Origin of the sequence: Paenibacillus sp. FSL M7-0896 (assembly GCF_037975415.1) — a bacterium.
In the GTDB taxonomy this organism is placed as follows: domain Bacteria; phylum Bacillota; class Bacilli; order Paenibacillales; family Paenibacillaceae; genus Paenibacillus_AQ; species Paenibacillus_AQ silagei.
In genome coordinates, this window is the sequence record NZ_CP150250.1 from 1,159,392 (window position 1) to 1,182,325 (window position 22,934).

General features: G+C 54.8%; 22 protein-coding genes. 11 read left to right on the forward strand and 11 right to left on the reverse strand.

Translation table 11 applies throughout. The features are described 5' to 3' along the window. The first annotated feature begins 60 nt into the window (after positions 1 to 60). The 8 genes from MKY12_RS04945 (at position 61) to MKY12_RS04980 (ending at position 7,607) form a co-directional block, all read left to right on the forward strand. The gene (locus MKY12_RS04945) at positions 61 to 321 is read left to right on the forward strand and encodes a YqkE family protein (RefSeq protein ID WP_036727612.1); all 261 of its coding nucleotides are present in this window, start codon (positions 61 to 63) and stop codon (positions 319 to 321) included. A 362-nt stretch (positions 322 to 683) separates the two neighbouring features. Beyond that, entirely contained in the window at positions 684 to 2,123 is a 1,440-nt protein-coding gene (locus MKY12_RS04950) for an RtcB family protein (RefSeq protein WP_339254309.1), read from the forward strand. 2 nt (positions 2,124 to 2,125) lie between these two features. Beyond that, positions 2,126 to 3,412 (forward strand): AAA family ATPase, encoded by a 1,287-nt coding sequence (locus MKY12_RS04955; RefSeq protein WP_036727614.1) that lies wholly within the window; start codon positions 2,126 to 2,128, stop codon positions 3,410 to 3,412. Positions 3,413 to 4,001: 589 nt separating this feature from the next. After that, positions 4,002 to 4,505 (forward strand): sigma-70 family RNA polymerase sigma factor, encoded by a 504-nt coding sequence (locus tag MKY12_RS04960; RefSeq protein WP_339254311.1) that lies wholly within the window; start codon positions 4,002 to 4,004, stop codon positions 4,503 to 4,505. Continuing rightward, complete coding sequence (locus tag MKY12_RS04965) at positions 4,498 to 5,709, forward strand: anti-sigma factor (protein WP_339313092.1); 1,212 nt, start codon at positions 4,498 to 4,500, stop codon at positions 5,707 to 5,709. Before MKY12_RS04960 ends, MKY12_RS04965 begins: the two co-directional genes overlap by 8 nt. Before the next feature lie 181 nt (positions 5,710 to 5,890). Next, a complete protein-coding gene (locus MKY12_RS04970) occupies positions 5,891 to 6,397 on the forward strand; it encodes a metallophosphoesterase (protein WP_036727618.1) in 507 nt (168 codons plus the stop codon). Between the two features lie 12 nt (positions 6,398 to 6,409). Then, positions 6,410 to 6,871, forward strand: a complete 462-nt coding sequence (locus tag MKY12_RS04975) for a GNAT family N-acetyltransferase (RefSeq protein WP_339313093.1) — start codon at positions 6,410 to 6,412, stop codon at positions 6,869 to 6,871. A gap of 25 nt (positions 6,872 to 6,896) precedes the next feature. After that, on the forward strand, positions 6,897 to 7,607 hold the full coding sequence (locus MKY12_RS04980) for an HAD family hydrolase (protein ID WP_339254317.1): 711 nt from the start codon (positions 6,897 to 6,899) through the stop codon (positions 7,605 to 7,607). 425 nt (positions 7,608 to 8,032) lie between these two features. Here the strand turns inward: MKY12_RS04980 and MKY12_RS04985 are convergent, their stop codons facing one another. Further along, positions 8,033 to 9,166, reverse strand: coding sequence for an FAD:protein FMN transferase (locus MKY12_RS04985; RefSeq protein ID WP_339254318.1), 1,134 nt, complete (start codon positions 9,164 to 9,166; stop codon positions 8,033 to 8,035). 240 nt (positions 9,167 to 9,406) lie between these two features. Between MKY12_RS04985 and MKY12_RS04990 the strand changes: the two genes are divergently transcribed. Next, the gene (locus tag MKY12_RS04990; RefSeq protein WP_076081854.1) at positions 9,407 to 9,979 is read left to right on the forward strand and encodes a TetR/AcrR family transcriptional regulator; all 573 of its coding nucleotides are present in this window, start codon (positions 9,407 to 9,409) and stop codon (positions 9,977 to 9,979) included. 201 nt (positions 9,980 to 10,180) lie between these two features. Continuing rightward, the gene (locus tag MKY12_RS04995) at positions 10,181 to 11,935 is read left to right on the forward strand and encodes an SGNH/GDSL hydrolase family protein (RefSeq protein ID WP_339314787.1); all 1,755 of its coding nucleotides are present in this window, start codon (positions 10,181 to 10,183) and stop codon (positions 11,933 to 11,935) included. A gap of 169 nt (positions 11,936 to 12,104) precedes the next feature. Here the strand turns inward: MKY12_RS04995 and MKY12_RS05000 are convergent, their stop codons facing one another. Further along, positions 12,105 to 13,037: a glycosyltransferase gene (locus MKY12_RS05000; RefSeq protein ID WP_339313094.1), complete on the reverse strand. Its 933-nt coding sequence runs from the start codon at positions 13,035 to 13,037 to the stop codon at positions 12,105 to 12,107. Between the two features lie 257 nt (positions 13,038 to 13,294). Here MKY12_RS05000 and MKY12_RS05005 point away from each other — a divergent pair, with 257 nt between their 5' ends. Then, positions 13,295 to 14,020, forward strand: a complete 726-nt coding sequence (locus MKY12_RS05005) for a DsbA family oxidoreductase (protein ID WP_339313095.1) — start codon at positions 13,295 to 13,297, stop codon at positions 14,018 to 14,020. A 345-nt stretch (positions 14,021 to 14,365) separates the two neighbouring features. On the opposite strand, the gene MKY12_RS05010 is transcribed toward MKY12_RS05005, so the two are convergent. The 9 genes from MKY12_RS05010 to MKY12_RS05050 all read right to left on the reverse strand — a co-directional run bounded on the left by MKY12_RS05010 (position 14,366) and on the right by MKY12_RS05050 (position 22,923). Beyond that, positions 14,366 to 15,946, reverse strand: coding sequence for an oleate hydratase (locus MKY12_RS05010; protein WP_339313096.1), 1,581 nt, complete (start codon positions 15,944 to 15,946; stop codon positions 14,366 to 14,368). 162 nt (positions 15,947 to 16,108) lie between these two features. Further along, entirely contained in the window at positions 16,109 to 16,678 is a 570-nt protein-coding gene (locus MKY12_RS05015) for a TetR/AcrR family transcriptional regulator (RefSeq protein ID WP_209879708.1), read from the reverse strand. A 25-nt stretch (positions 16,679 to 16,703) separates the two neighbouring features. Then, positions 16,704 to 17,099 carry a hypothetical protein gene (locus MKY12_RS05020; protein ID WP_209879711.1) on the reverse strand — a complete coding sequence of 132 codons (396 nt, stop codon included), beginning with the start codon at positions 17,097 to 17,099 and terminating at the stop codon, positions 16,704 to 16,706. Positions 17,100 to 17,123: 24 nt separating this feature from the next. Beyond that, complete coding sequence (locus MKY12_RS05025; protein WP_339254328.1) at positions 17,124 to 17,648, reverse strand: hypothetical protein; 525 nt, start codon at positions 17,646 to 17,648, stop codon at positions 17,124 to 17,126. Positions 17,649 to 17,706: 58 nt separating this feature from the next. Then, on the reverse strand, positions 17,707 to 18,678 hold the full coding sequence (locus MKY12_RS05030; RefSeq protein WP_339254330.1) for an RluA family pseudouridine synthase: 972 nt from the start codon (positions 18,676 to 18,678) through the stop codon (positions 17,707 to 17,709). Between the two features lie 81 nt (positions 18,679 to 18,759). Next, positions 18,760 to 18,945 (reverse strand): CLC_0170 family protein, encoded by a 186-nt coding sequence (locus tag MKY12_RS05035; RefSeq protein WP_339254332.1) that lies wholly within the window; start codon positions 18,943 to 18,945, stop codon positions 18,760 to 18,762. A 42-nt stretch (positions 18,946 to 18,987) separates the two neighbouring features. Continuing rightward, positions 18,988 to 20,211: a Ger(x)C family spore germination protein gene (locus MKY12_RS05040; protein WP_339313097.1), complete on the reverse strand. Its 1,224-nt coding sequence runs from the start codon at positions 20,209 to 20,211 to the stop codon at positions 18,988 to 18,990. Then, the gene (locus MKY12_RS05045) at positions 20,208 to 21,305 is read right to left on the reverse strand and encodes an endospore germination permease (RefSeq protein WP_339313098.1); all 1,098 of its coding nucleotides are present in this window, start codon (positions 21,303 to 21,305) and stop codon (positions 20,208 to 20,210) included. The genes MKY12_RS05040 and MKY12_RS05045 overlap by 4 nt, the downstream gene beginning before the upstream one ends. Beyond that, positions 21,298 to 22,923: a spore germination protein gene (locus tag MKY12_RS05050; RefSeq protein ID WP_339313099.1), complete on the reverse strand. Its 1,626-nt coding sequence runs from the start codon at positions 22,921 to 22,923 to the stop codon at positions 21,298 to 21,300. The genes MKY12_RS05045 and MKY12_RS05050 overlap by 8 nt, the downstream gene beginning before the upstream one ends. Positions 22,924 to 22,934: the final 11 nt, after the last annotated feature.

Genomic DNA, 22,934 nt, shown 5'->3' on the forward strand with positions numbered 1-22,934 from the left:
GAAAAGACCTGTGCCTAAAACAAATTTGAAGGATTATAGGCGCATGAAAGGATGATTCCCATGGCAAAAAAGAAGAAGAACACACCGGCCCCGCGCCCTGCGGCAACGGATGCTCCGGCAACCCTGAAGGATATGCTGAGCGGCGAGGTTCTGGAGAAGCTAAAGGCGCAGTCCGATGCGCTCAAGGCAGAAGAACGGGACAAGAAGGAGGCTGTCCTAAAGGCAGCCGAGGATAAGCGCAAGGCCGAGCAGAAGCGGCTGGAGAATGATTTCGGCCATCTGCTGGAGAACAGCAATCAGGACTGGTCCAAATTTAAGTAAAATAATTTTTTACCAGAATAAGGGTTGACAATCTGCTGCAAGGCCATATATTATTGGGTTTATCATTTAGAGAAGGGAGGCTGATGGATCATGATTGGAACAAATGAACGGAACAGACAGCAGGATCACCTGACAACCGCATATGTACGATCTGATCTCATCGCCTTCGTCCGGAAGACATAATGCGCAGGGTATTGCTGCTGATGTCTGAACTGAATACAGGTGTGCTTTGAACGGGTGCAAGCTTCAACGGGAAGCTGCACTTAGCGCGCCGGGAGCCGCATGATCAGAACTGGTCTGCGGCTCTTTTTTGTGTACCTGGAAACCCAACCTGAGAGGAAATGAAAATAGATATGAATAGCATGAAGCAACAAGCGGAAGAGATGTCCCGCTATAAACATGAGGTGGCCCTTCCGGGCGGCGACCTCAAAATCTACGCCAGTGAGCAATTATTCGGCACGCTGGATTACAAGGTCTTGGAGATGGCTAATAACAATCTTCAGATACCAAATATCGAATATATGAGCTATACCCCGGATGTACATGTAGGTGTCGGAACCTGTATCGGCACTACGGCTGTCTGGGATGCCGAATCAGGCTATGTGTCGCCGTCCATTGTGGGCAGCGACATCGGCTGCGGGATGCGCGTGCATCTGACCAACCTGCACGTGGATGATCTGCGAGAAGTGAAGCTGCGCCGCAAGCTGGTCCGGGCCATTGAGCGGTATCTGCCGATGGAGGCCCAGCAGCGCGGCCACTACAGCGATATCCGGCTGGAGAATATCGTACGCAAGGGACTGCACGGCCTGCCGAACAAATATATCCCGGACAGTTATACGCCGAAGAAATCAAGTGCGCTTTCCCACGTGGAGATCAGCAAGCTGGGCTTCGACGAAGAGATTCTGAATGAGCTGCCGGACATGGCCTGGCACCGGGGCCACCGCCAGCTCGGAACTCTTGGCGGCGGCAACCATTTCGTGGAGATTCAGGCGATTGAGATCGCAGAGGAGCAACGGGAGGTGGCGGAAGCCTGGGGGCTGAAGGACGGGCAGATTGTCGTCATGATCCACTCCGGCTCACGGGCCTGGGGCGGCATGGTCAATCAATTCTGTACCCCGGCCTTCGCCAAGGTCATGGGCCAGCTGGGGCTGGGCAGCGCCGACCCGCGCTTGATCTATGCGCCTCTGGCGCATCCGCAGGCGCAGCGCTATGTTAATCTGATGTACTCGGCACTGAACTATGCGGTGGTGAACCGTCACCTGATCGCTTATGGAGTCCGTGAGGGTTTCCGTGACGTCTTCGGCACGAAGTGCGAGCTGCGCACCCTTTACGATCTGATGCACAATTACGCCTGGGAAGAGAAGACTTCCTCAGGCAGCAAGTTCGTACACCGTAAAGGGGCTACCCGAGCGTTGCCTGCGGAGCATGCGGATAATCCGCGCCCTTATGCGGGGACCGGACATCCGGCGCTGATTCCCGGCTCGATGGGTACGGCCTCTTATATCATGGTCGGCCAGCCCGGAGGGGAAGAGAATTATTATTCCATCTGCCATGGTGCAGGACGTATCCGCTCCCGCTCGGCCACGAAGCGGCTCGTGAGTGTCCAGGAATTCTCCCGGTCGATGAAGGTGGGAACGGAAGACGAGATTGTCGTGAACCAGCATTCCCTGGAATCTATCATTGACGAATCCCCCCAAGCCTATAAGAATGTAGATGAGATCATAGAAAGCGTTACGGGGGCCGGCCTGGCTGCCGTTGTGGCCAAATGCAAGCCGCTCGCAGCGATAAAGGGGACGAAATAAGGATGGAGCAGGAGAACAAGAAACCGGCTGTAATCTATGAATATGATGAAGAGAGAGCCGGCATTATCAAAGGCTACGATGTGTATGCCCGCCTGGTGGACGGTATCCTTGAAGCCCTCTACACCCGGTACGGTGTCCGTTACGAGCTGTATGCCAGCGATGATCCCAATAGCGAATACTGGAAGCTGCTGGAGAACGATGTGCAGAGCGGGAATGCCGGGGTGGAGCATGTGGCGCGGATTTTTGACCGTCTGGAGGACCGGACCTTCGTGTTCGATGATGAGAAGGAGCAGCCGGAGTACCATATCCATCTGTCGGTCCGCAATAATGTGCTCGCTTATCCGGCGATGGGCATTGCGCTGGCGCGGGTCCCCGTGTTCCAGGAGAACGGGATTAACTTTCAGGATTATGTATTTGCCGCATCGGATCAGCAGCTGCAGTTCTTCCTTGGTAATGTGCGCAAGCGTCAGCGGGAGCAGAATATCAACAAGGTGACGGTGTTTACCGACCGGCGGAACGGGATTTCCCGTGAGGATGAGCCGATTACGCGTGCGGTTAGGCGTGAAGAGGTGATTTTGGACGCCGGTATCAAAAAAGAGATCTACCGCTCGCTCGACCAGTTCTTCGATAGCGACCGGAGCTTCTATGTGACCTATGATATCCCGTACAAGCGGGGAATTCTGCTCTACGGGCATCCGGGCAACGGCAAGACCACCCTGGTCAAATCCATTGCCGGAAGCGTGCCGGGACCGGTGCTCTATTGGCAGATTACGGAGTATACGAGCAGCGAATCGGTGAATGAGGTGTTCGAGGCTGCGGCCCGGCTGGCGCCGATGGTGCTCGTGATTGAGGACATCGACTCCATGCCGCAGGAGGTACGCTCCTTCTTCCTCAACACGCTGGACGGGGCCACCTCCAAGGAGGGGATCTTCCTGATCGGCACGACCAATTACCCTGACAAAATCGACCCGGGTCTCATGAACCGCGCCGGGCGCTTCGACCGGGCCTATGAGATCAAGATGCCAAGCGAGGCGTTGCGCCTTGAATATCTGCAGCTGCGCGGCTTCTCCGCCTTCGCCGGTGAGGAAGGCACGGCCACTGCTGCGCGTCTGACCGGGGATTTCTCCCTGACCCAGCTCGGTGAGCTGTATGTCAGTGCTGCACTGGAATGGCATGAGAACGGCACGGCAGATGTGGAGCTTCTTGTGCGCGGCATGCGCGGCGAGCTGGACAAGGGCCGCAAACGGGAATGGATGAAGGATGCATCGTCCAGCATCGGCTTTTATTGAGTAAAATACGTGGAGAGCAGGCTGCCAGCGCGAATGAGGCTGGGGAATGAATCGCCAGAGTTAGCATACAGGGGGCCGGGAGGCTCCCTTTGTGCTGAATTTGAGCTCCTCCGCCGTTGCTGGCTGCTAGCCTTCGGTGTTTACAAATTAGAGTTTTTGGGGTCATCTGGGGAGTTATGCGGACACAGAGGACGTTATTTGGCGAAAAAGACGGCTTTTCTGCTCGTATCGGACTCAGGAGCCCCTATATTGTATTGTGGAGCGTAAACGGAGGCCGGAGAGGGGGCTTAACGGCATCTGAGTCCGCCAGGCATGCGAAATGCTGTGTTCCGGCCAAATAAGGGATCTCCAGTCCGCAACGGGAGTGGCGGGGTTCGCACCCCCGCACATGGCCCCCTGCACATCGCGCCCCCTGCACGTCGCCCCCTGCACCATCGCATCTCGGCCCATTGCACCCTAGCGGATCCCGCACCACCGCCTCCGGGGAAGATGGACTTTGCTTGCGAACAAAATGGATGATTTCAGGAAATTTCGTACAGAGGTGTAACTTTTCGCATTCTCATACGTGGATGGAGTAAGGGGGGAGGAGATGGAGCCAAATTCGCTGGATGAACTATATGAACAATATGTTGACGACATCTACCGCTATCTGCGCTCCCTCTGCCAGGACCATCATGCGGCTGAAGATTTGATGCAGGATACCTTTTACCGGGCGTATCTGTATCTGGAGGATTGCCGGGAGGAACGGGTTAAGCCGTGGCTGTTCCGGGTCGCATATAATGCATTCGTGGATTATAAGCGCAAAGAGAAGCGGAGCGTGGCGAAGGAAGGCGCATATTTCAGCAGCCTGCCCCACCCGGAGACTACGGAGGGCACCTTGCTCAGGCAGGAACGGTGGGAGGAAGCGGCGCGGGCGCTTAGCCTGTTGCCGGAGGGGCAGCGCCATGCCCTGCTGCTGCACGATGTGCACGGGCTGAGCTATAAGGAAGCTGCTGGCATTATGGAGGTGGGCTTGTCCCAATACAAGATACTCATATTCCGCGCCAGGCAGAAGCTGCGTGAGGCGGATCGGAGGAGGAACGAGCATGAGTGAGGAATTCAAAGAGAAGTTGCGCCAATACAGCGAGGGTACCCTCCCGGAGGAAGAGCGTGAGGAGCTGGAGAGTGAGCTGGCGAAGCTTGAAGCGTATCAGTTGTATCTGGAGGAGCAGATGGAACGGGAGGAGCAGGACGGGCAGGTCACCGGGAGTTGGACCAAGACGGACCCGCAAGGAAGCGCAGCACCAGGGTTCAAGAAGGCGAAAAAGAAGCGAAGAGAGAAGTCCATTATTCGCCGGGGCAAATGGAAGGCGCGGATTAACAATACACTTACTGTATTTTCGGCGTTCCTGATCTTTACGGTCATTAGCAGTATTATCACAGTAGTCTTCTACAACACCGGAGACCGGGGTGACACTTACCGTGATGTGGTAGAATCAGCGATTGCCGTTACCCGCCCCAACACCACGGTGCGGCTGTCATCGGATGCACATTATTTTTTCCGGATGGAGTTATCCGGGAATATGCTGAAGCAGGTGGGCAGCGAGAGCATTCAGGTCGGTAATTATTCACAGAATTTCCTTCTGGGACTGGCCAATAATGGTATATATAATTGGATGGATGAGCGGAACGGGTCTGGAAAAGTGTTCTATTATCCGTCTGCGAAGGGCGGCGCCGTTGGAGGGGATGATAATGACCAGTGGAAGAGGCTTGCGAAGCTTCCTGAAGGTACGGTTGCTGAGGCGTATCTGTCACTCGGCCATTTATATACCACAGATGAACTCCTGAAGCAGCTGGAGCCGCTGAACCTTCAGCCTGTCTGGTTCGGTGCCGATACCGGACCTTCAACGAGGAATGACGATGTGGTTGTATATCCGCTTGGCTTCCCCTATTATCCTATCTGGCATAAGGATGATATGAAGAGATCAGAGGTCACCAAGGAAAAAACAGGCTGGTTCAGCTCCGTATCCTCCTACAGCAGTGTGTCGCCTTCCGTTGAGGCATACGGGAGCGGAGAACTACGAGATGCCAATTTCATCAAGACCCTTAAGCTGCTGCAGCAGCATCAGACACTCGCGGGCAAAGCGGTGTATATCGAACAGTTAGACACCTCCGTGGCCTATCTGGAGCAGAACGGGGTCAAGCTCTACGGAGCCGTTGTCACTGGACCGGTCAAGGAGTTGCTGAAGCTGCGCGAGGCTTCGTGGGTAAGCCACCTCCAGGTAGGGGAAGTACGGCTCTGGAACTGGACGGAGTGAGGATCGCTATATATGAAAATGGCTAAAGGATCAGATCGCGGTGCCCTGAAGCTTCAATTTGCATTCCCTCTTCAGGGCATCGTACAATGATAGAACGTAAACTTGGATTTGAACATAAAAATGGCTGGGGATCGCATTTTACCGCGCTTCTTAGCCATTTTGAATAAGGAGGAGAATGCAGATGAAGATTGGAGTGGTATCGGATACACATCTCTCAAGCCGGGCCAAGGGGCTGCCGTCCGTGCTTATGAAGGAATTTCGCCAGGTGGATATCATTCTGCATTTGGGCGACTGGGTGTCGCCGGAGATTTACGATATGCTCGCCGAGCTTGCTCCGGTAGAGGGGATTGCCGGGAACAACGATGGCTATGAGATTATTGAGCGCTTCGGCGAGAGCAAGATCCTTACGCTTGAAGGCATGCGCATCGGAATGATTCACGGACACGCTCCGTATTCCCGCAAAGGGACGGACGGTAATGCGCTGCTCGCTTTTGAAGGCCAGGACGTAGATTGCATTCTCTTCGGGCATTCCCATCAGCCGCTGATGCGCCGGGAGAACGGGATTCTGCTGTTTAACCCCGGATCGCCCACGGACAAACGCAGGGAGAAGCAATATTCCTTCGGCCTGATGGACATTGAGGATGGTAAGATTACCGCCCGTCATGTCTTTTATGATTCCAGGGAATAAGGGGGATTACCTTTGTTGAATTATCGTTTTGAACGGGCAGGTCTTGAGGATGTGGAGGAGCTTGTACCGCTGTTCGATGAATACCGCAGCTTCTACGGCCAGCAGCCGGACAGGGAAGCCGCCAGGGAATTCCTGCAGGCAAGACTGGAGAACGGAGAGTCTGTTGTTTTCATGGCTGTTGCCGGTGAGGGTGAAGACAGGAGGATGTATGGTCTGGCACAGCTCTATCCCTCGTTCTCTTCCATCACGGTCCAGCCGGTATGGATTCTGAACGATTTGTTCGTAACGAAGGAGCAGCGGGGCCAGGGACTGGGCTCACTGCTGCTTGAAGGCGTGAAGGGCTTCGCCCAGGGGACAGGAGCCAAAGGTCTGACACTGTCCACCATGATGGACAACACCGGTGCCCAGCGTTTGTATGAAGCCCATGGATATGAGCGGGACGAGAGCTTTTTCACTTATCATTTATATTTCTGAAGATATAGTTAGGAGAGTTATAGTGGTGGAGACAAGCAGTAAGCTGGCTGTATTTTTTGATCTGGATGATACACTATATGACCACCTGATCCCTTTCAGGGAAGCCGTACGTGAGGTGCTGGCTCCTGAGGAGGACAAGCTGGATTATGCGGAGCTGTTCTACACGGTAAGGCATCACAGCGACTTGCTGTGGCCGAAGTATCTGCGCGGGGAGATGGAGCTGGAGGAGACGCGGGTGCTGCGGCTGGAGCTGGCTTTTGCCGAATATGGGTTGCCGCTCAACCAGGAGCAGGCGGTGCAGATACAGGCCTCCTATATTGCCCGCCAGTACACGATTGAGATGATTGACGGCGTAGCAGAGCAGCTTCAGCGGTTCATTAGCCTGGGCCATCCGGTAGGCATTATCACCAACGGCCCGCAGGAGCACCAGATGGGCAAGCTGCGCGGGCTGGGCATCGACCGGATCATTCCCCCGGAGATGATCTTCATCTCGGATGCTGTCGGTCTGGCGAAGCCGGACCCGGCCATCTTCGCTCATGTCAACAGGGTGACGGGAACTACACCGGAGAACAGCCTTTATGTGGGCGATACCTGGGCCAACGATGTAGTAGGCGCGCTGGCGGCAGGCTGGAAGGTATGCTGGTACAATCCGCGCGAGCGGCAGCCGGGCACGGACCATACGCCGAGCTATATTTTCAAGAATTATAAGGAGTTCGGTGCGTTACCGCTGGTGTGAAGCCTTGCTTCCGGCCGGTGCTTCAGCGGCCCATTCTCTTTGGAGCGCTGAAAGGGAAAAATCCCATTAAATCGCACTGAAGTAGGTGAAACGGACAATTTAAAGGGAAAAATCCCATTGAATCGCCCGGAAGTTGGCGAAACGGATAATTGAAAGTAAAATCTGCTTGAATCACACCGACCGGGCCAAATGTATGCGATAACCCGAACGCAATGGAATGAGGGGCCGCTGGTGAATGCGGCCTTCAGTAGATGGTAGTCAGTAACACAAACAAAGGTGCCCTCCGCCAAAGGAAGGCACCTTTTACTGTTGTTGTTCATCGGATCAGCTATAATAGTTAAGCTACCAGATCCGTGGCTAAGTTGAGCCGGGTTATCTTCAGCTCCTCATCCGCTACGTTTCCGCATCTCCCGCACCACAGACTATTAATTAGCGAAGCTATAAGTCGAATCGGTCAGATTCAGCCGTTTCTTCAGCTCAGAGGTGGCATAGATCTTGTTGTCATCTGTAATGAAGAAGGCCTCCACCTTCTCCGGCAGCGCTTCGAGATACTTCATGCCTTCTTCCAGGCCCATGAGGAACACACCGGTGGAAAGAGCGTCCGCGTCTGTCGCGTTGGGGCTCATGATGGTGATACTCTTCAGCCCGTTCTGGGAAGGAAAGCCTGTACGCGGATCGAGGATATGGTGGTAACGCACTCCGTCCTGCATGAAGAAGCGCTCATACACCCCGGAAGCATCAATGACCTCATCGGTAATCTTAATCGTGCCCAGCTGGGTGCCCCGGCTCTGATCGGGGTCCTGCAGGCCGATATTCCACTGGGAGCCGTTCGGCTTGTTGCCAAGGGCGATAATGCTGCTGCCGCCGAGATTGATCATTGCGCTGTTCAGGCCCTGAGCCTTGAGATAGTCGGCGATCCGGTCAGCCGCATAGCCTTTGCCGATTCCGCCCATGTCCAGCACCATGCCTTCTTTGGCCAGCTTGACCGTCTTCGCAGCCTCATCGACAATCACATCCTTGTAATTGACCAGACTCCGGGCCTTGTCGATCGCCGCCTGGTCAGGCACATGCTCCCCGCCTTCGCCGATCGCCCATAGATCCACAAGCGGGCCAACCGTCGGATCATACAGTCCGTCCATTTCCTCAGCATATTTGAGGGAGAGCTTCACAATATCCAGCGTTTCATCAGACACAGCAACGGCTTCTTTGCCGGCGGCTTGATTCACCGCGTACAATTCCCCGTTCGTCTTGGTGCGGCTGAACTCGATATCCATCCGTTCCAGCATAGCCTGAATGTCGTCCATATTCTTCTGTTCCACCGTATCGCCGAACACCTTGATATTCACAACCGTATCATAAATATAAAACGTCTGCTCCAGGGACTTCGTATCGCCGTCTTTGGAGGCAGTAGCGCCGGGGGTTCCGGTAGCAGCAGGGCTGTCTTCACTCTTGTTACCCATTGTAAGCCAGACTACCACAGCCGCAGCGATAACAACGACTAGAGCAGCCAGAATTACAACGCTTTTTTTGTTCTTAGATGTTTTTTTGATTTCAGACATATTCCACCATCCATACAATTAGTTTCGTGGTTGCATCTTTACTATCATACCCCAGAAAGAACGACAATGGATACTCATTTGGTGACATTTTGTGCAGAAGAGCGGCTTGCGGAGTGCCGAATCCGGTGATATTTTGATGAAAATATTGTCTTCTTCCCGGTGGCGTGGTAAATTGGGTGGTAATTAATGACCGGAAATAAATTCTAGTCAATTTGTATTCTAGAGAATGGAGTGTTACCCATGTCCATTGACCGTAAAGCATTAATCCTGCAGGCAGCAACCCTGTCCTTTGTTCAATTTGGCTATAAAGCTACGACTATGGATCAGGTATCCAGAATTGCCAATGTGGGCAAAGGCACGATCTATACCTTTTTCAAAACCAAGGAAGAACTGTTCGAGGAAATTCTGGACAAGGCTACCTCTGAATTAACATCGGTGATGAGCCGTGTGGCTGCGCAGCAAACTTCCTTCGTACATAAGCTGCTTAATCTGCTGGATTCCATTCTGGAATTCCGCTTGGACCATGAGCTGTTCGTGAAGCTGGCCCAGGAGGTACGGGACATCGGTACGGCCCAGGCGCTCGAAGGCGTGAAGCGGATGGAGGGCTATGCGCTGGACTTCCTGCAGCAGCAGATTGAGGAGGCCATCGGGAGCGGAGAAGTGAAGCCTTGCGATGCCAGTGTGGCGGCGTTTATGATTCTGCGGATGTATCTGGCTCTGACCACGGAATGGAACAAATCCCATGAGCCGCTGGATCAGGACAAGATCAAAGAGCATATGATTCTGTTCATCTCCACCGGAATACTGCAATAGAGGCAAACAAGCGAATTGTTGTAATAACTAAACAGAGCTTCAGATTGTACGTTGAGCTGTTCCGGCACCCCGGGCTATAATGAAAGCGTTAATGAAAACGATTATGGCGCAGCTGAAGTCTAGAGCTGGCATGGCGGCGGGGTACTGCTGTCCTGTTCCAGATGGATGAGAGCGCCTTCAGACAAAGTGAGGCTGATGGTTATGGAAGAGTATAACAGCGGTATCGGGCTTGGCGGGCAGGAGGGTCCGGCGGCACCCCAAGATCCAGTGGAGCGCCGTGACGGCTTCTTCGTCATGTTCGAGACGGCGATTGAGGCAACCGCCCGGGCGGAGGGCAAGCCCTCGCAGGAGGTCTATCTGGAAGGCAATTATCTGATCGATAAGGCCAAATACATAGGCGGGGTTACGGATGAGCAGATGCTGGCGATGCTTAGAGACTGGACCGGCTTCCGCAAGCTGGTGCACAGCATTGGAGTGTCCGTGAAGACGGCGGAAGAAGGGGGAGCAGTCACTTTTCTTATGCAGAATTGGGGCAGAACCAGCAAGTATGAGACCGGCACGCAGCTGCGGGTCCCCTGCCCGGGCGATGGAACGGAAATCCTAGTGAAGCTGGAAGAGCACGAGTGGTCTGAGGAGGATGTGGCTCCCGGCAAATACGCCTTTGAATTCAGTAAGGAGGGGGAACTGGCGACAGCGAGCATCGTTCTCTACCTGAATGACGGGTACACGGCGCCTGAGCTGACAGCGGAACCTTCCGTAGACTTCGAGTCGTCTGCTTACCGCGCGATGATTGCGAAGTCTCTGCTGTATGCGGGCAATAACCGGCGGCTGAAGCGGGCTATGGACAAGGCTGCAAGCGGAGAGGATGTGACGATTGCTTATATTGGCGGGTCCATCACACAGGGGGCCGGAGCTAAGCCCATTCATACAGAATGCTATGCCTATCAGTCGTACTTAAGATTTAAGGAGCTATTCGGCAAGGAGGGTGGAGAGAATATTCATTTCATCAAGGCTGGGGTTGGCGGGACGCCCTCTGAGCTTGGGATGATCCGCTATGAGCGGGATGTGCTGAGGGATGGTGCAGCCGCTCCCGACATCGTAGTGGTGGAATTTGCCGTGAATGATGAAGGGGACGAGACGAAGGGCAACTGCTTCGAGAGTCTTTGTCTCAAAATCCTGTCTGCGCCGAACCAGCCTGCCGTTATTCTGCTGTTCAGTGTCTTCGTGAATGACTGGAACCTGCAGGACCGCCTCTCCCCGGTAGGCAGACGCTATAATCTTCCTATGGTTAGTGTCAAGGATGCAGTAACAGAGCAGTTCCGGCTGAGCAAGTCCGAAGGGAATATCATCTCCAAACGGCAATTCTTCTACGATATCTATCACCCCACGAATGACGGGCACCGCGTAATGGCGGACTCCCTGGGCTACCTTTTCGCCGAGACCGCCCGGATGGGATTGGATGAAAAGGAGCAGGATATGCTGGCGGGACCGCCTGAGCTCGGCAATGATTTTGCCCATGTCCGGCTGCTGGACCGTATAAGTGATCTGGGCAGCGCAGGTACTGCGATTGCTATTGAAGCAGGCGGCTTCCAGGGTACGGATGAGGAGCTGCAGCAGGTGGAGATGGATGCCAATCCGTTCGGCACTCCGCAATTTCCGCATAACTGGATGCACACGGCTGCGTCCGGTGAGGATCGCTTCGGGCTGACAATCACCAGCAAGAATCTGATCCTGGTCTTCAAGGATTCGGGCAACCCGGATGTAGGCAAGGCGGAGGTCTATGTGGACGGCAAGCTGGTTCTGACGGCAGATCCGCATGTGAATAGCTGGACGCACTGCAACGCTGTGATTCTATACAACAATGAGCAGAGCGGGGAGCATGTGGTGGAGATCCGGATGGCGCCGGAGGATCAGGACAAGAGCTTCACGATCCTGGGCTTTGGCTACACGGCTTAAGAATAATATAAGGGTGCCACTGAGGCCGCATTGAAGCAGCTGCCTGTGGCACCTTTTTTAATGTACTGACCAGAGGGTGTATGAACCGGATGTATGGGGCACAGGGCCCCCAGCATCCTTAAACTGTTTGGTTCTGTGCACACTAGCGGTTCTTCGCGGAATGCTGTACCTAATCCAGCATGAATTCCCTGTACTTGTTCTTGCGGGGGTTGAGGACGAAGAGGATGCCACTGGCGTAGCCGGAGACGGCATTGAAGTTCCGCTTGAGCGTAGACTTGACGGCGAGGTAAGACAAGGTCCAGAGCAGAGCTGCATAATTCTTCACGGGTGCTTTGCGCAGATTCAGCAGATAATAATGGTTGACTGCGGTCGCCCGGGCGACCCGGCCTGCCTTGTCGCGAGAGCTGGGCGATTCATGATGCATGATTTTCAGCTCCGGGTTAATCACCAGCTTGCCGTATCTGCTCGCCAGATGGCACATATAGATATCGTCCGCTACTGCATAGCTGGTCATCCAGGGGTACGGCTTCATATCCCGCAGCGCCGAGCTGCGGAAGGACATATTGCAGCCGTGGAAGAAATCCGTCTCAAAAATATTCTCGGTCTCCCCCCATAAGAGAAGAGACCCGGCCAGTGTACTGGCTGACAGTCTGCCTGGCGAAGCCGACATTTGACAGGTGAGCCTGCCGAGCAGCTTGCCCGATTTGCTGCTGGAGAGACCCTTGGCGATTCCGCCGACTCCGGCAATGGACGGATCTGAGGCGTAGGTGTCGAGCAACCGGCGGATATAGAGCGGATCGTCCAGCTCCGCATCGTCATCGAAGCTGAGCAGAATCTCCCCGTCGATGAGCCCGAGGGCCTCATAGCGGGAGAGCCAGACGCCGGGCTTGGTTTTGCGGTAATAACGCAGGCTGGCATCCGGAAGACGCCCGAGCACCTCACGGAAATATTCCAGCACCTGCTCTTCGATCTCACCGTCGTCCACGATCAGCAGTTCGATGGAGACATTCTCCAGCCCGCTTTGCGCGCCGATGGACTCAATGCAGAGGGTCAGATCGCTGATCCGGTTACGCGTGGGAATGACTATAGACAGGTCATGCATGCCGCTGACTCCTTTCGGGACGCCATAGACCGTCCGCTTTGAATTAGAGATGTTGCTTTAATTTTACCTGCCCGGCCGGGCGTACGTATATACCTCTTTCGTTTACTTTTCTCCCGGAAGCCAGCAGGGAAGAGAATGTATGGGACATTCAATGGGAAGGGGCCGTTCAGAAAGTTTGTTTGTAATTTTCGGTTTTTAACTATATAATAGTAAGTGAATTGCAATATCAATATCAATACCATTCAGGAGGAATTCCCATGAGAATAGATATATGGTCTGATTATGCCTGCCCGTTCTGCTATATCGGCAAAAGACGGCTGGAGCACGCGCTGAGCCAATTCCCGGGCCGTGACCAGGTGGAGGTCGTGTTCCGCAGCTTCCAGCTGGACCCGAATGCACGCACCGATGAGACGAGAGATATCCATGAGCTGCTGGCCGGTAAATACGGCATGACCCGTGACAAGGCCAAGGAGATGAACGCACAGCTGGCCGAGCAGGCGCAGGGTGTGGGTCTGGAGTTCAATTTCGATACGATTCAGTCCACGAATACCTTTGACGCTCACCGCTTGAGCCACTATGCCGCTACTCAGGGCAAGGCTCCGCAGATGACCGAACGGCTGCTGCGTGCTTATTTCACCGATACACTGAATGTAGGTGACCGTAAAGTGCTGGCTGAGCTGGCTGCGGAGGCCGGACTGGATCAGGCTGAAGTGGCTGCGGTGCTCGACAGTGAGGCTTACGGCGACCGCGTTGAGGCTGACATTGAAGCTGCCCGGCAGCTGAACATCACTGGCGTTCCCTTCTTCGTCTTCAATAATAAGTACGCCGTATCTGGCGCACAGCCGGGTCCGGTCTTTACTGAAGTGCTGGACACGGTATGGGCGGAGGAACAGAAGGGTCCAGAGCTTCAGGTGGTCGGCCAGCCGAAGTCCGGGGCTGCACCGTCTGCTGACGGCTGCGATGACGGTTCCTGCAGCATCTGATTAGGATCAGTGGCAGGTATGAGATAAGCGTTGCAGCAAGCTGTGCCTGGACGGGACGTACGATTCATTCTGGTTACGGACTATAGTTCCGCTTTTTGCGCCAAAAGGCCATTTGGAGCGGCGTGCCGGACTGGCAAGTTTGCATCAATGGACGCACCAAACCCCCGCTGCATGAATTTCATGCAGCGGGGGTTTTTTGTTCAAATATAAGAATTTATATGTTGCACACGATAAATTATCCTTCTATTTCTCGCTGAAACGGTACCGTCCTTTAAAAGGACGGCAAAGCCGTTTCCACTTGCTTACAGAGACCACTGGCCTGGAGCGGGAAACCGAATCATTCCGTTACCGGAACGAGGTCACCAGACTGGAGAACAGTGTGCGGACATCGTTCTGGTACGCATTGATCGGCTCTACCGGACGGTTCAGGCCGAACAGGGTGTAGACGGCGATGCGGGCGGCACGGACTGAATATTCTTCCGTGAAAACGATATCGTCCGGGATCTCGCAGTATTGCCCGATAAAGGCCAGGTTGGTTGAGCCTTCAGGCACCACCTGCGGCCGGTCGCTGTTCAGGCGCGGCATGAACTGGGAGGTGATATACGGCATCATGCAAGGAATACAGTTGGCGGTAGCCATGATCTCTTCCTTATGCGCCTCGAAGTGCAGATGTCCGATCAGCTCCTCCATAATCTCCTCGCCGGTACAGTCGCACATTTTTTTATGCACATAATCGCCGACCTTGTCCGGGTACAGGCCATATCCCCAGAAGACCCTGACATGCTCCGGCTGGTTGCGGAAATGCGGCTGGAACGCCAGCACGACCGACATGAACCAACTGGAATCCTTGAACGTTACAAGTGCGCCGGTTCCGGCCCGGTTGCGGGTGAACTTCTCCATAAGGTCGAAGAACTTCGAGTCCTGGAAGGTCACCGTGAAGGATTCCCATTTGGATTCGTCCACATGATCATCGAAGGAGGAGGGATTGCCGAGACCCGGCTTCTTCGCGGCGATCGTCTCCCACAGCTTCCATGAGCTGCCCTTACCGTTCAGCCCGGGAGCGGAGGTCATTGATCCAAGGCTTGCGCCTTCGGTCATCGAGCCGTTCGTCACAATGACGCGGTCGCCTTCATGAACCTGGATCGTGTCCTCCACGCCATCGCGGACGACCTTCATCGCTGTCACAGTGATGCCGTCGCCTTCTTTGAATTCCAAATCAGTTACCGTACATTTCAAGTTGAAATCTACGCCCAGCGGCTCCAGATATTGATGCAGCGGCAGAATAATGGAATCATATTGGTTATATGGGGTCCGGGTTACGCCTTCAAGGGTTTGAATTCTAGGGAACTCGTGCATGAAGCGGAGCATATACCGCTTGAACTCAACTGCACTATGCCAAGGCTGGAAGGCAAAAGTGGTCGCCCACATGTACCAGAAGTTCGTTGTGAAGAAATGTGGTCCGAACCAGTCGTTAATCCGCAAGGTGCCCATGGCTGGCTCCGGCGTCATGATCAGCTTGCCCATGGCCAGGCGGTCTGCCATATCGAAGCCCATGGAGGTGACGTCCAGAACCTCACCCTTGCTGTTGATCAGCCGTGCCTGGCCGCGGGTTGGATTGGACTCATCGAATTGAATGATTTCTTGCCGTAGCGTCAGCCCTGGTTGATCAATGGACGGAATGGTACTTAATAGCTCCCACAGGTTCTCATAGGTCTCATCGTTCAGCATCCGGCCGCCGCGAATGACATATCCATGCTCTGCATCGCCGGCACCGTCATTGCTGCCGCCAAGGATCTTCATTTCTTCAATAATGTGAATGTTCTGTCCGGGAAAACCGCAGTCTCTGACCAGATAGGCCGCACCCGCAAGGGATGCAATGCCACCGCCTACGAAATATACCTGCTCGTTACCGTACTCTTTTTTCACTGATTACCGCCTCCATAGATTTGCTTGAATACTAGACCTGAACCGAGTGTAATCCAGTCCCGCCCTGGAGGGTATCATCAAAGCGCTTGATCTGTATAAAATTTGGACATATGGAACAAAGTGTAACGTTTTTGAGCGGAAAAAAAGCCGCAGCCTCTAAGGTTACGACACAATGTTCTCATATTTATGCAGCGCCTTCAGAAAGTTCCCTTCTATCAGGACGCTCAGCTTCCCGATCATCTGCTCCGGCGGCTCCTTCATCCCGTCCTGCATCCACTGAATGACCAGTCCGGTGAAGGCCAGCGTGTAAAAGTTGGCGATGAACTGCTTATCCGGCGTCCCGACATCCAGCCCCGCGGCCAGTTCGTTGATGACGCCCATAACGAGATCATTCGTCACCTCATACAGATACGCGTCCAGATGCCTCCGTCCGAGGGAGTCCAAGGTATTGCTGCAGAACGCCTTATTGTTCCCGATATAGCAGAATATCCGGTAGAAACCGTCTGTCCAGGTGCTGTAGCTGCGGTACTGGGCAATGCTCTCGACAGCCTCCGTCCTGTAGATCCAGCCCAGCAGATCATAGATATCCTGAAAATGATAATAAAAGGTCTGCCGGTTCACGCCGCAATCCTCGACCAGATGACGGACGGAGATTTTGTTCAGCGGAAGCTCCTCCATCAGGTCTTTGAGCGAGCGGGCGAGCGCATTTTTGGTCAGCAGGGAATTGGACATAAGGGTCATCAGCTCCTAACAGGAATCAGCGTGTGCGCCAATAGTGTATCAGCAGCCGGCCGCCCTCGGCGATCAGACCCAGAGCGAAGCCGCCTGCTGTAAACAGGCCGAAGGAAAGAAAGCCCGCAAGATCCTCGAAGCCCGACATCTCACGGTAAGTGTACAGGTACATCAGGAAGAGCCCCGCCACAGTTCCAGCGGTTGAGAAAATCCACACAAGCTGTGCACCCAACCAGCCGAACCCGTTGACTATACCGGAGATGACAAGGGCAAGGATGGCCCAGCGTAGGGCAAGAATAAGGTTGAAAGGCTCACCTAACCACATATACCGGTGCAGAATCAGCGATAGCCACAGCAGCAGCGCGTAACCGGCAGACCATGCCAGCCAGCGGCCCGTCCGGGCAGGAGGCAGGAAATTCATTATCAGCTCACCCCATGTATAGCGTTATACCTCTTCCAGTTCCTCTGCGCTCTGCAGCATGAACTTCAGGAGGTTCGGAAGGTCTTCCATTTGCTCTTCGGTAATTTGCCGTTTGAATTGCAGTTCAACACAGTTATTGTACGTATCGTCTGTCTGTCCATAGCGGAAGCTGAGCGATTGCACAGGCTGGAATTCGGGTCCCCAGATTCGGGTCAGAATCTCTTCAATGGCCGGGCACTGCACATTCACATCTTCTATCTCCATATAAAAGCGTAAGAAAAGACTGCATCCCGGATCGCTGCCCGGCGTCTCCAGAATCTCATCGCTGAGGTCCTTCACTGTGGACTGGAGCAGAATCTCGGACGTCACATTCAGGCCTCCGGTCAGCTTGAACGCGAGGCTGAATTCACGCGACATCAGCGCGAGATTGAGCAGATCGGACCGGTCAGTTACAACTAGAACCCCATCCAGATTATCGTAGTCGTAGATCTGGTTCTCCAGGGCGATTTTGATATTGTCAAAAACAGTAGGGTGGAACAAGAGCGGCACCTTCTATCGTTTCTCTATAATATATTATGATTTGCTGTTGGCACTCACAGCTTAGGAATTAGTTCGTAGGTGCCGGTGCCGTGTATTTCAGAAAACTCTTCGGAATCGCGCTCTCAAACGTTAGAATTTCACCTGTGGTCGGATGGACGAACGAGAGCACGCGGGCATGCAGGCCGAGGCGGCCGACCGCCTTGGTCTCAGCGCCGTACTTCTTGTCCCCGGCAATCGGATGTCCGATGTCGGACATGTGGACACGGATCTGATTCTTCCGTCCGGTCTCTAAGTGCACCTCCAGCAGGGAGAAGTGGCGGTTCGCCTGGATCAGCTTATAGCGGGTTACGGCGTGCAGCCCGTCTCCCTCATGCGGACTGGAGTACATCTTCAGTGTGGAGGTCTCCTTCAGCCAGGAGCTGATCGTGCCTTCGGATCTCTTAACGGCGCCTTCCACCAGAGCCACGTAGGAGCGTTCCTTGACGGTCTCCTTCCAGCTGTTCTGGAGCTGCTGCTGAATCGCCTCGCTGCGGGCAAACATCATGACACCCGAGGTATCACGGTCCAGCCGGTGCACCACATAGACGCGGTTCTTCGGGTTGCTCAGGCGGACATGCTCCATCAGCTGGCGGTAAGCCGTCAATTCATTATCTTCACCGGTAGCGATGGACAAGAGCCCCGCATCCTTCTGGATCACGATAATATCGTCATCCTCATGGACAATGGTCAGTCCGAGCATCTCCTTGGTTTCGGCAGGCTTCTCATGGTCAATCGTCACGGTCTGGCCGGGATGGAGCGGATGGTTATGCTTCGTCACCGGCTTGCCGTTCACCGCAACCTGTCCGCGGGAGAGCATGGATTTGATCGAGTTGCGCCCCTTGTTCGTAATCGTCTTCAGCAGAAAAGCAAGCAGCTCCGCAGGCTCGGCTACCGTATAGGATTTGGGTGCAGCTGCCGGCTTGGCCGGGGCTCCGGATCTAGCGCCCTGTTTATGGTTAGAGGTTCTGTTCCCCTGATTTCTGGTTCTTCTTGTATTCATGACCGCATTCTCCGTCCTTTAATAGGTTACTCCTCAATATACCATGGGCCGTGAAGAAATACTACGAAGGGACGTGGGGCACTAGATATAGAGGAGCAGGCCGATACAGATTATCAGGGAGAGCAGGATATAGCTCCAGGCTATGATCTTTGCGTACTTTTTCTCCCGGAGCCAGCCCCGGTTACTGTAAATTCGGATATCTACAACCAGCAGAAGCATGGCCGAGAAGAACAGCATCCCGGCAAGGCTTCCCAGCAATCGGATCATACGCTTCCTCCTCCATAGGCGGTTACCTGCACGGGCTGGCGCTTAATCATGCTTGAGGCCCACTCTGCGGATATGCAGGGTCAGTCTGATATCTACACCAACACTGCTGTACAGGCTCTCCCAGTCGTTTTTGCCGTGGATATGCTTCCTCCAGTAGGCGGGATGATGGCTTCGGATCTGTTCGCCCATGCCAAAAATATCGGAGTGGTCCTGCTGGGTCTGCTTCACCAGTCCGGTCAGCACCGTCTGGATCTGCTGCTCGAAATCCCGCTCGATCTCATGCAGCTTCTGTGGGGAATTGACAGGAATGTCACTGCTGTAATGCTCGTCCAAATCCCCCTCCAGGAAGATCTCATAGGACAAATAGGGCTTGCCGTCCTTGATATAGCTCCGGGTGCGGGTGAAGCGTTCATTGATCTTGGTCATGACAATCCCTAGCTCCTGCGTACGGAGCAGAGTGGAATAGCCGCCGGGGTCCATCCCCTGCATCGCCATGAACCCGCCGATCTCTATAGGGGCAGTCTTGCTGACCATCTTGCCGCGGCTGAAATAAGCCAGCCCTTTGATCAGAATATTATCCTTGTTGCGAAGTGCCACATAAGGCAGATAAGCGCTTTGTCCCCACCTGGAGTCGGCTGACCAGAAGGTGCCGATATAATCCCGGGGGAATTTGCCGGAGGAGACGGACTTCTCCATCATGGACAAAATATAAAGAGTAGGCACACGCTGCAGCGGCGGGTTCACATCCATGAAGGCGGACGCGCGGCCCTCGGAGACGAGCAGCCAGGTTCTGCGCCGGATTTCTGGGTTGCGCCGCAGATAATCATTCAGCTCGGCGAGACTGCCCCGGGCAATCTCCTCGCTGATGATGATGATCCGCAGGTGAACCAGATAACGCGGGTCGGCTATCTGCTGCTGCAGATTATTCATGGCATCGTCGAGGGAGATGCCGCGCACGCTGACTACCCAGACGGGACTGGTCTTGCCTTCCCCTGCGCTGCCGCCGGTGCCGGGGCCCAGCGGGACTCTGCCCGGGACGGCAATCTGAGCGGTGACACTGATCATCTCCGTAGGCAGAGAGTTATCATGGATGTGAGTGACCCGGTCTTCTTTTTGCGTATCGTCTGCAGGGATCTTGTCAATGGATAGGCCGAGAACCAGCGCGCGGTCCTCAATCTCCACCTGATCCCAGCATCCGCTGAGCAGCGGGGCGGCTATAGTGAGCAGGAGGAGCAGGGCGAGCGTGCGCGGAAGCTGTATTTTCATGAGGTCACCTTCTCCTTGTGGCGTCTGAGCAGATAGACTGTCCATAACAGCAGCGGATAGCCGAACATCAGCATCATGCCGGCATTGCCCAGATGAAGGGCCCACTGGTAAGATTCGAACACATTTGAGGGCAGCATGGCCAGGATGAACATCACCGGCAGCAGGACCGTGGAGGCCATCCGCTGGTCGCGGAATCGCAGCAGCTTGTGCAGCAGATAGGCAGATATGTAATAAGTAGTGTAGATCGTCGTGTAGACAGAGATGACCCAGATAATAATGAAGATAGCATCCAGCCGCTCCAGGAATCCCTCGCCAAAAGCCGCCGAACGGGCCATCTCCAGAGTAGGGTAGATCAGCAGCTTGGTCTCCTCGGCACCGAATATCCCTACAGAAGCAATGACGATCAGCACGTAGATTGCACCCGACAGGAAGATGGCCCAGGCCCCCGCGCGGACGGCATGCCCAGGCTTCTCCATGAATGGAATCAGCAGCACGATGACGAAGGAGCTTTGGAACAGATAGGTGGCCTCCCGCGCCCCTTTCCAGAACTGGAGGCCGGGAGCCATCAGGACAGGCTGCAGATTGAGCATATCCACATTTTTGAGCGAGAGCAGAATGGTGGCCAGAATAGAGCCGACAATCAGCGGCAGATAGAAGAAGTGGATATAGGAGAACTTCACAACGTTGCGCCTGGAGGACAGCAGACTGATAAGCAGCATCAGGAAGATGGTTGCTTCGATCGGTGTTTTTTTGTACAGCACGGTTGTGGCAACATCCCCGAACTGGCGTACAGTGAGGCCGGTGAGTACAATGAACAGCAGCATAATCACCACAGTGAAAATAGCAGCAAGCGGGCGTCCGATCAGGCGGCGGCTGAACACGAACAGGGTCTCCTGCGGAAACCGCTGGCAGAGAGAGGCCAGCAGCCAGTAGCTGATGAAGGAGAAAAGTACGCCGCAGAATGCAACAAGGGGAGCGCTGCTGTTACCTGCTTCGGTCATATAGCGCGGGAAGCTGAGGATGCCCACTCCGATAATGGTGCTGCTGATCACGGCTGCTGCGCGCAGACTCGTAATCTGGCGCGGATTATTCATCGGTCTCATCTCCCTGCCTGAGAATCTGGTCAATCTCTGCGGTGGGTACACTGCGGGGCAGTCTGTCGGTATCCCGGACATGCAGGAAGCTGGGGCGGCGGCGCATCCACCAGAGCGGCACCCGCACCAGCGTATCCTTCAGATCACGCCACTTACCGGGAATGTAGGGGGACATATAGGGAACTCCGAAGGACTCCAGGTAGAGCAGATGATTCAGAATCAGAATCGTACCAATCATAACCCCGTAGAGGCCGAACATACCGGCCAGAAGGATCAGCGGAAACCGCAGCATACGCAGGGCGATCGCTGCATTGTAGGCGGGGGTGGCGAACGAGCCGATGGTCGTCAGAGCCACAATGACAACCGTGATCGGGCTGGCGAGTCCTGCGCCCACTGCAGCCTGTCCGATGACGAGGACGCCTACAATAGATAATGCCCCGCCGATCATCTGCGGCAGCCGGATCGTCGCTTCCCGCAGCACCTCCATGGATACCTCCATAATCAGCACCTCCAGCACAGCCGGAAACGGCACGCCCGCCCGGCCGCCCGAGATCGCCACAGCGAAATCTGTAGGCAGCAGTTCGGGGTTGTACGAGATGACAGACACATACAACGCCGGGAAAAACAGCGAGCAGGCCAAAGCAATCAGCCGGATGATCCGGATCAGGCTGCCCATAATGAAGCGTTCCGTATAGTCATCCACCGTCTGGAAGAACTGGTTGAAGAGGGCGGGAACAATCAGGGCAAACGGGGAGCCATCCACAAGAATGGCGACCCGTCCTTCCAGAAGGGCGGCCACAGTTTTGTCCGGCCGCTCGGTGCTCTGAACCTGAGGGAAGGGGGACAGCGGCTGGTCTTCGATGAACTGCTCGATGTATCCGGCATCGAGGATGCCGTCCGTATGAATCAGCGAGACTCGGCGCATGACTTCAGCGACCAGACTGCTGTCAGTGACACTGTCAATGTAACATAGAGCCACCCTTGACTGGGTGCGCTCTCCGAGCGGGCTGATCTCAATGCGGAAGTCCGTGCTCTGCAGCCGGTAACGCAGCAGGGAGAGGTTGTTCTCCAGCTTCTCCACATAGCCTTCACGCGGCCCGCGGATGACCTGCTCCGTCTGCGGCTGCTCGACCCCGCGCATCTCAATCTGGCGCATTTCCATGCGAAGCGCCTCTGGAATCCCGTCGATCAGCAGAATCAGGTCGCCCTTCACGGCGGCTTGGGGGAGTGCGGACAGATCGGCAGTCGTGGTGCCTTGAGTGACCTGGACAGCTGTACTCCAGATATAATGAATCATTCCGCCCGTATCCTCCGGGACCTCAGACTGCCCTGGAGGCGGTGCCATTAACGGTTTCAGCACATGCTCGCGCACCTGCTCCATATTCACGAGTGAGGAGAAGAAGAGCATTGCAGCAGGATAAGCCCCGAAGAGCAGGAAGTCGCGTACGACCAGGTCGCCGTTCTCTCCGAGCCTCGCCTGAAGCTCCGGCAGATCGGTCTTCAGCTCTCCTGTCAGCCTGCTGCCGCTCAGCCTGCTGCCGCTAGCAGGCTTCTGCTCTGAAGAAGAAGACTGTTGCTTATCTATGTAGGAGGCATATTTATCTTTCCAGTCTTGCAAACGGGCGACCT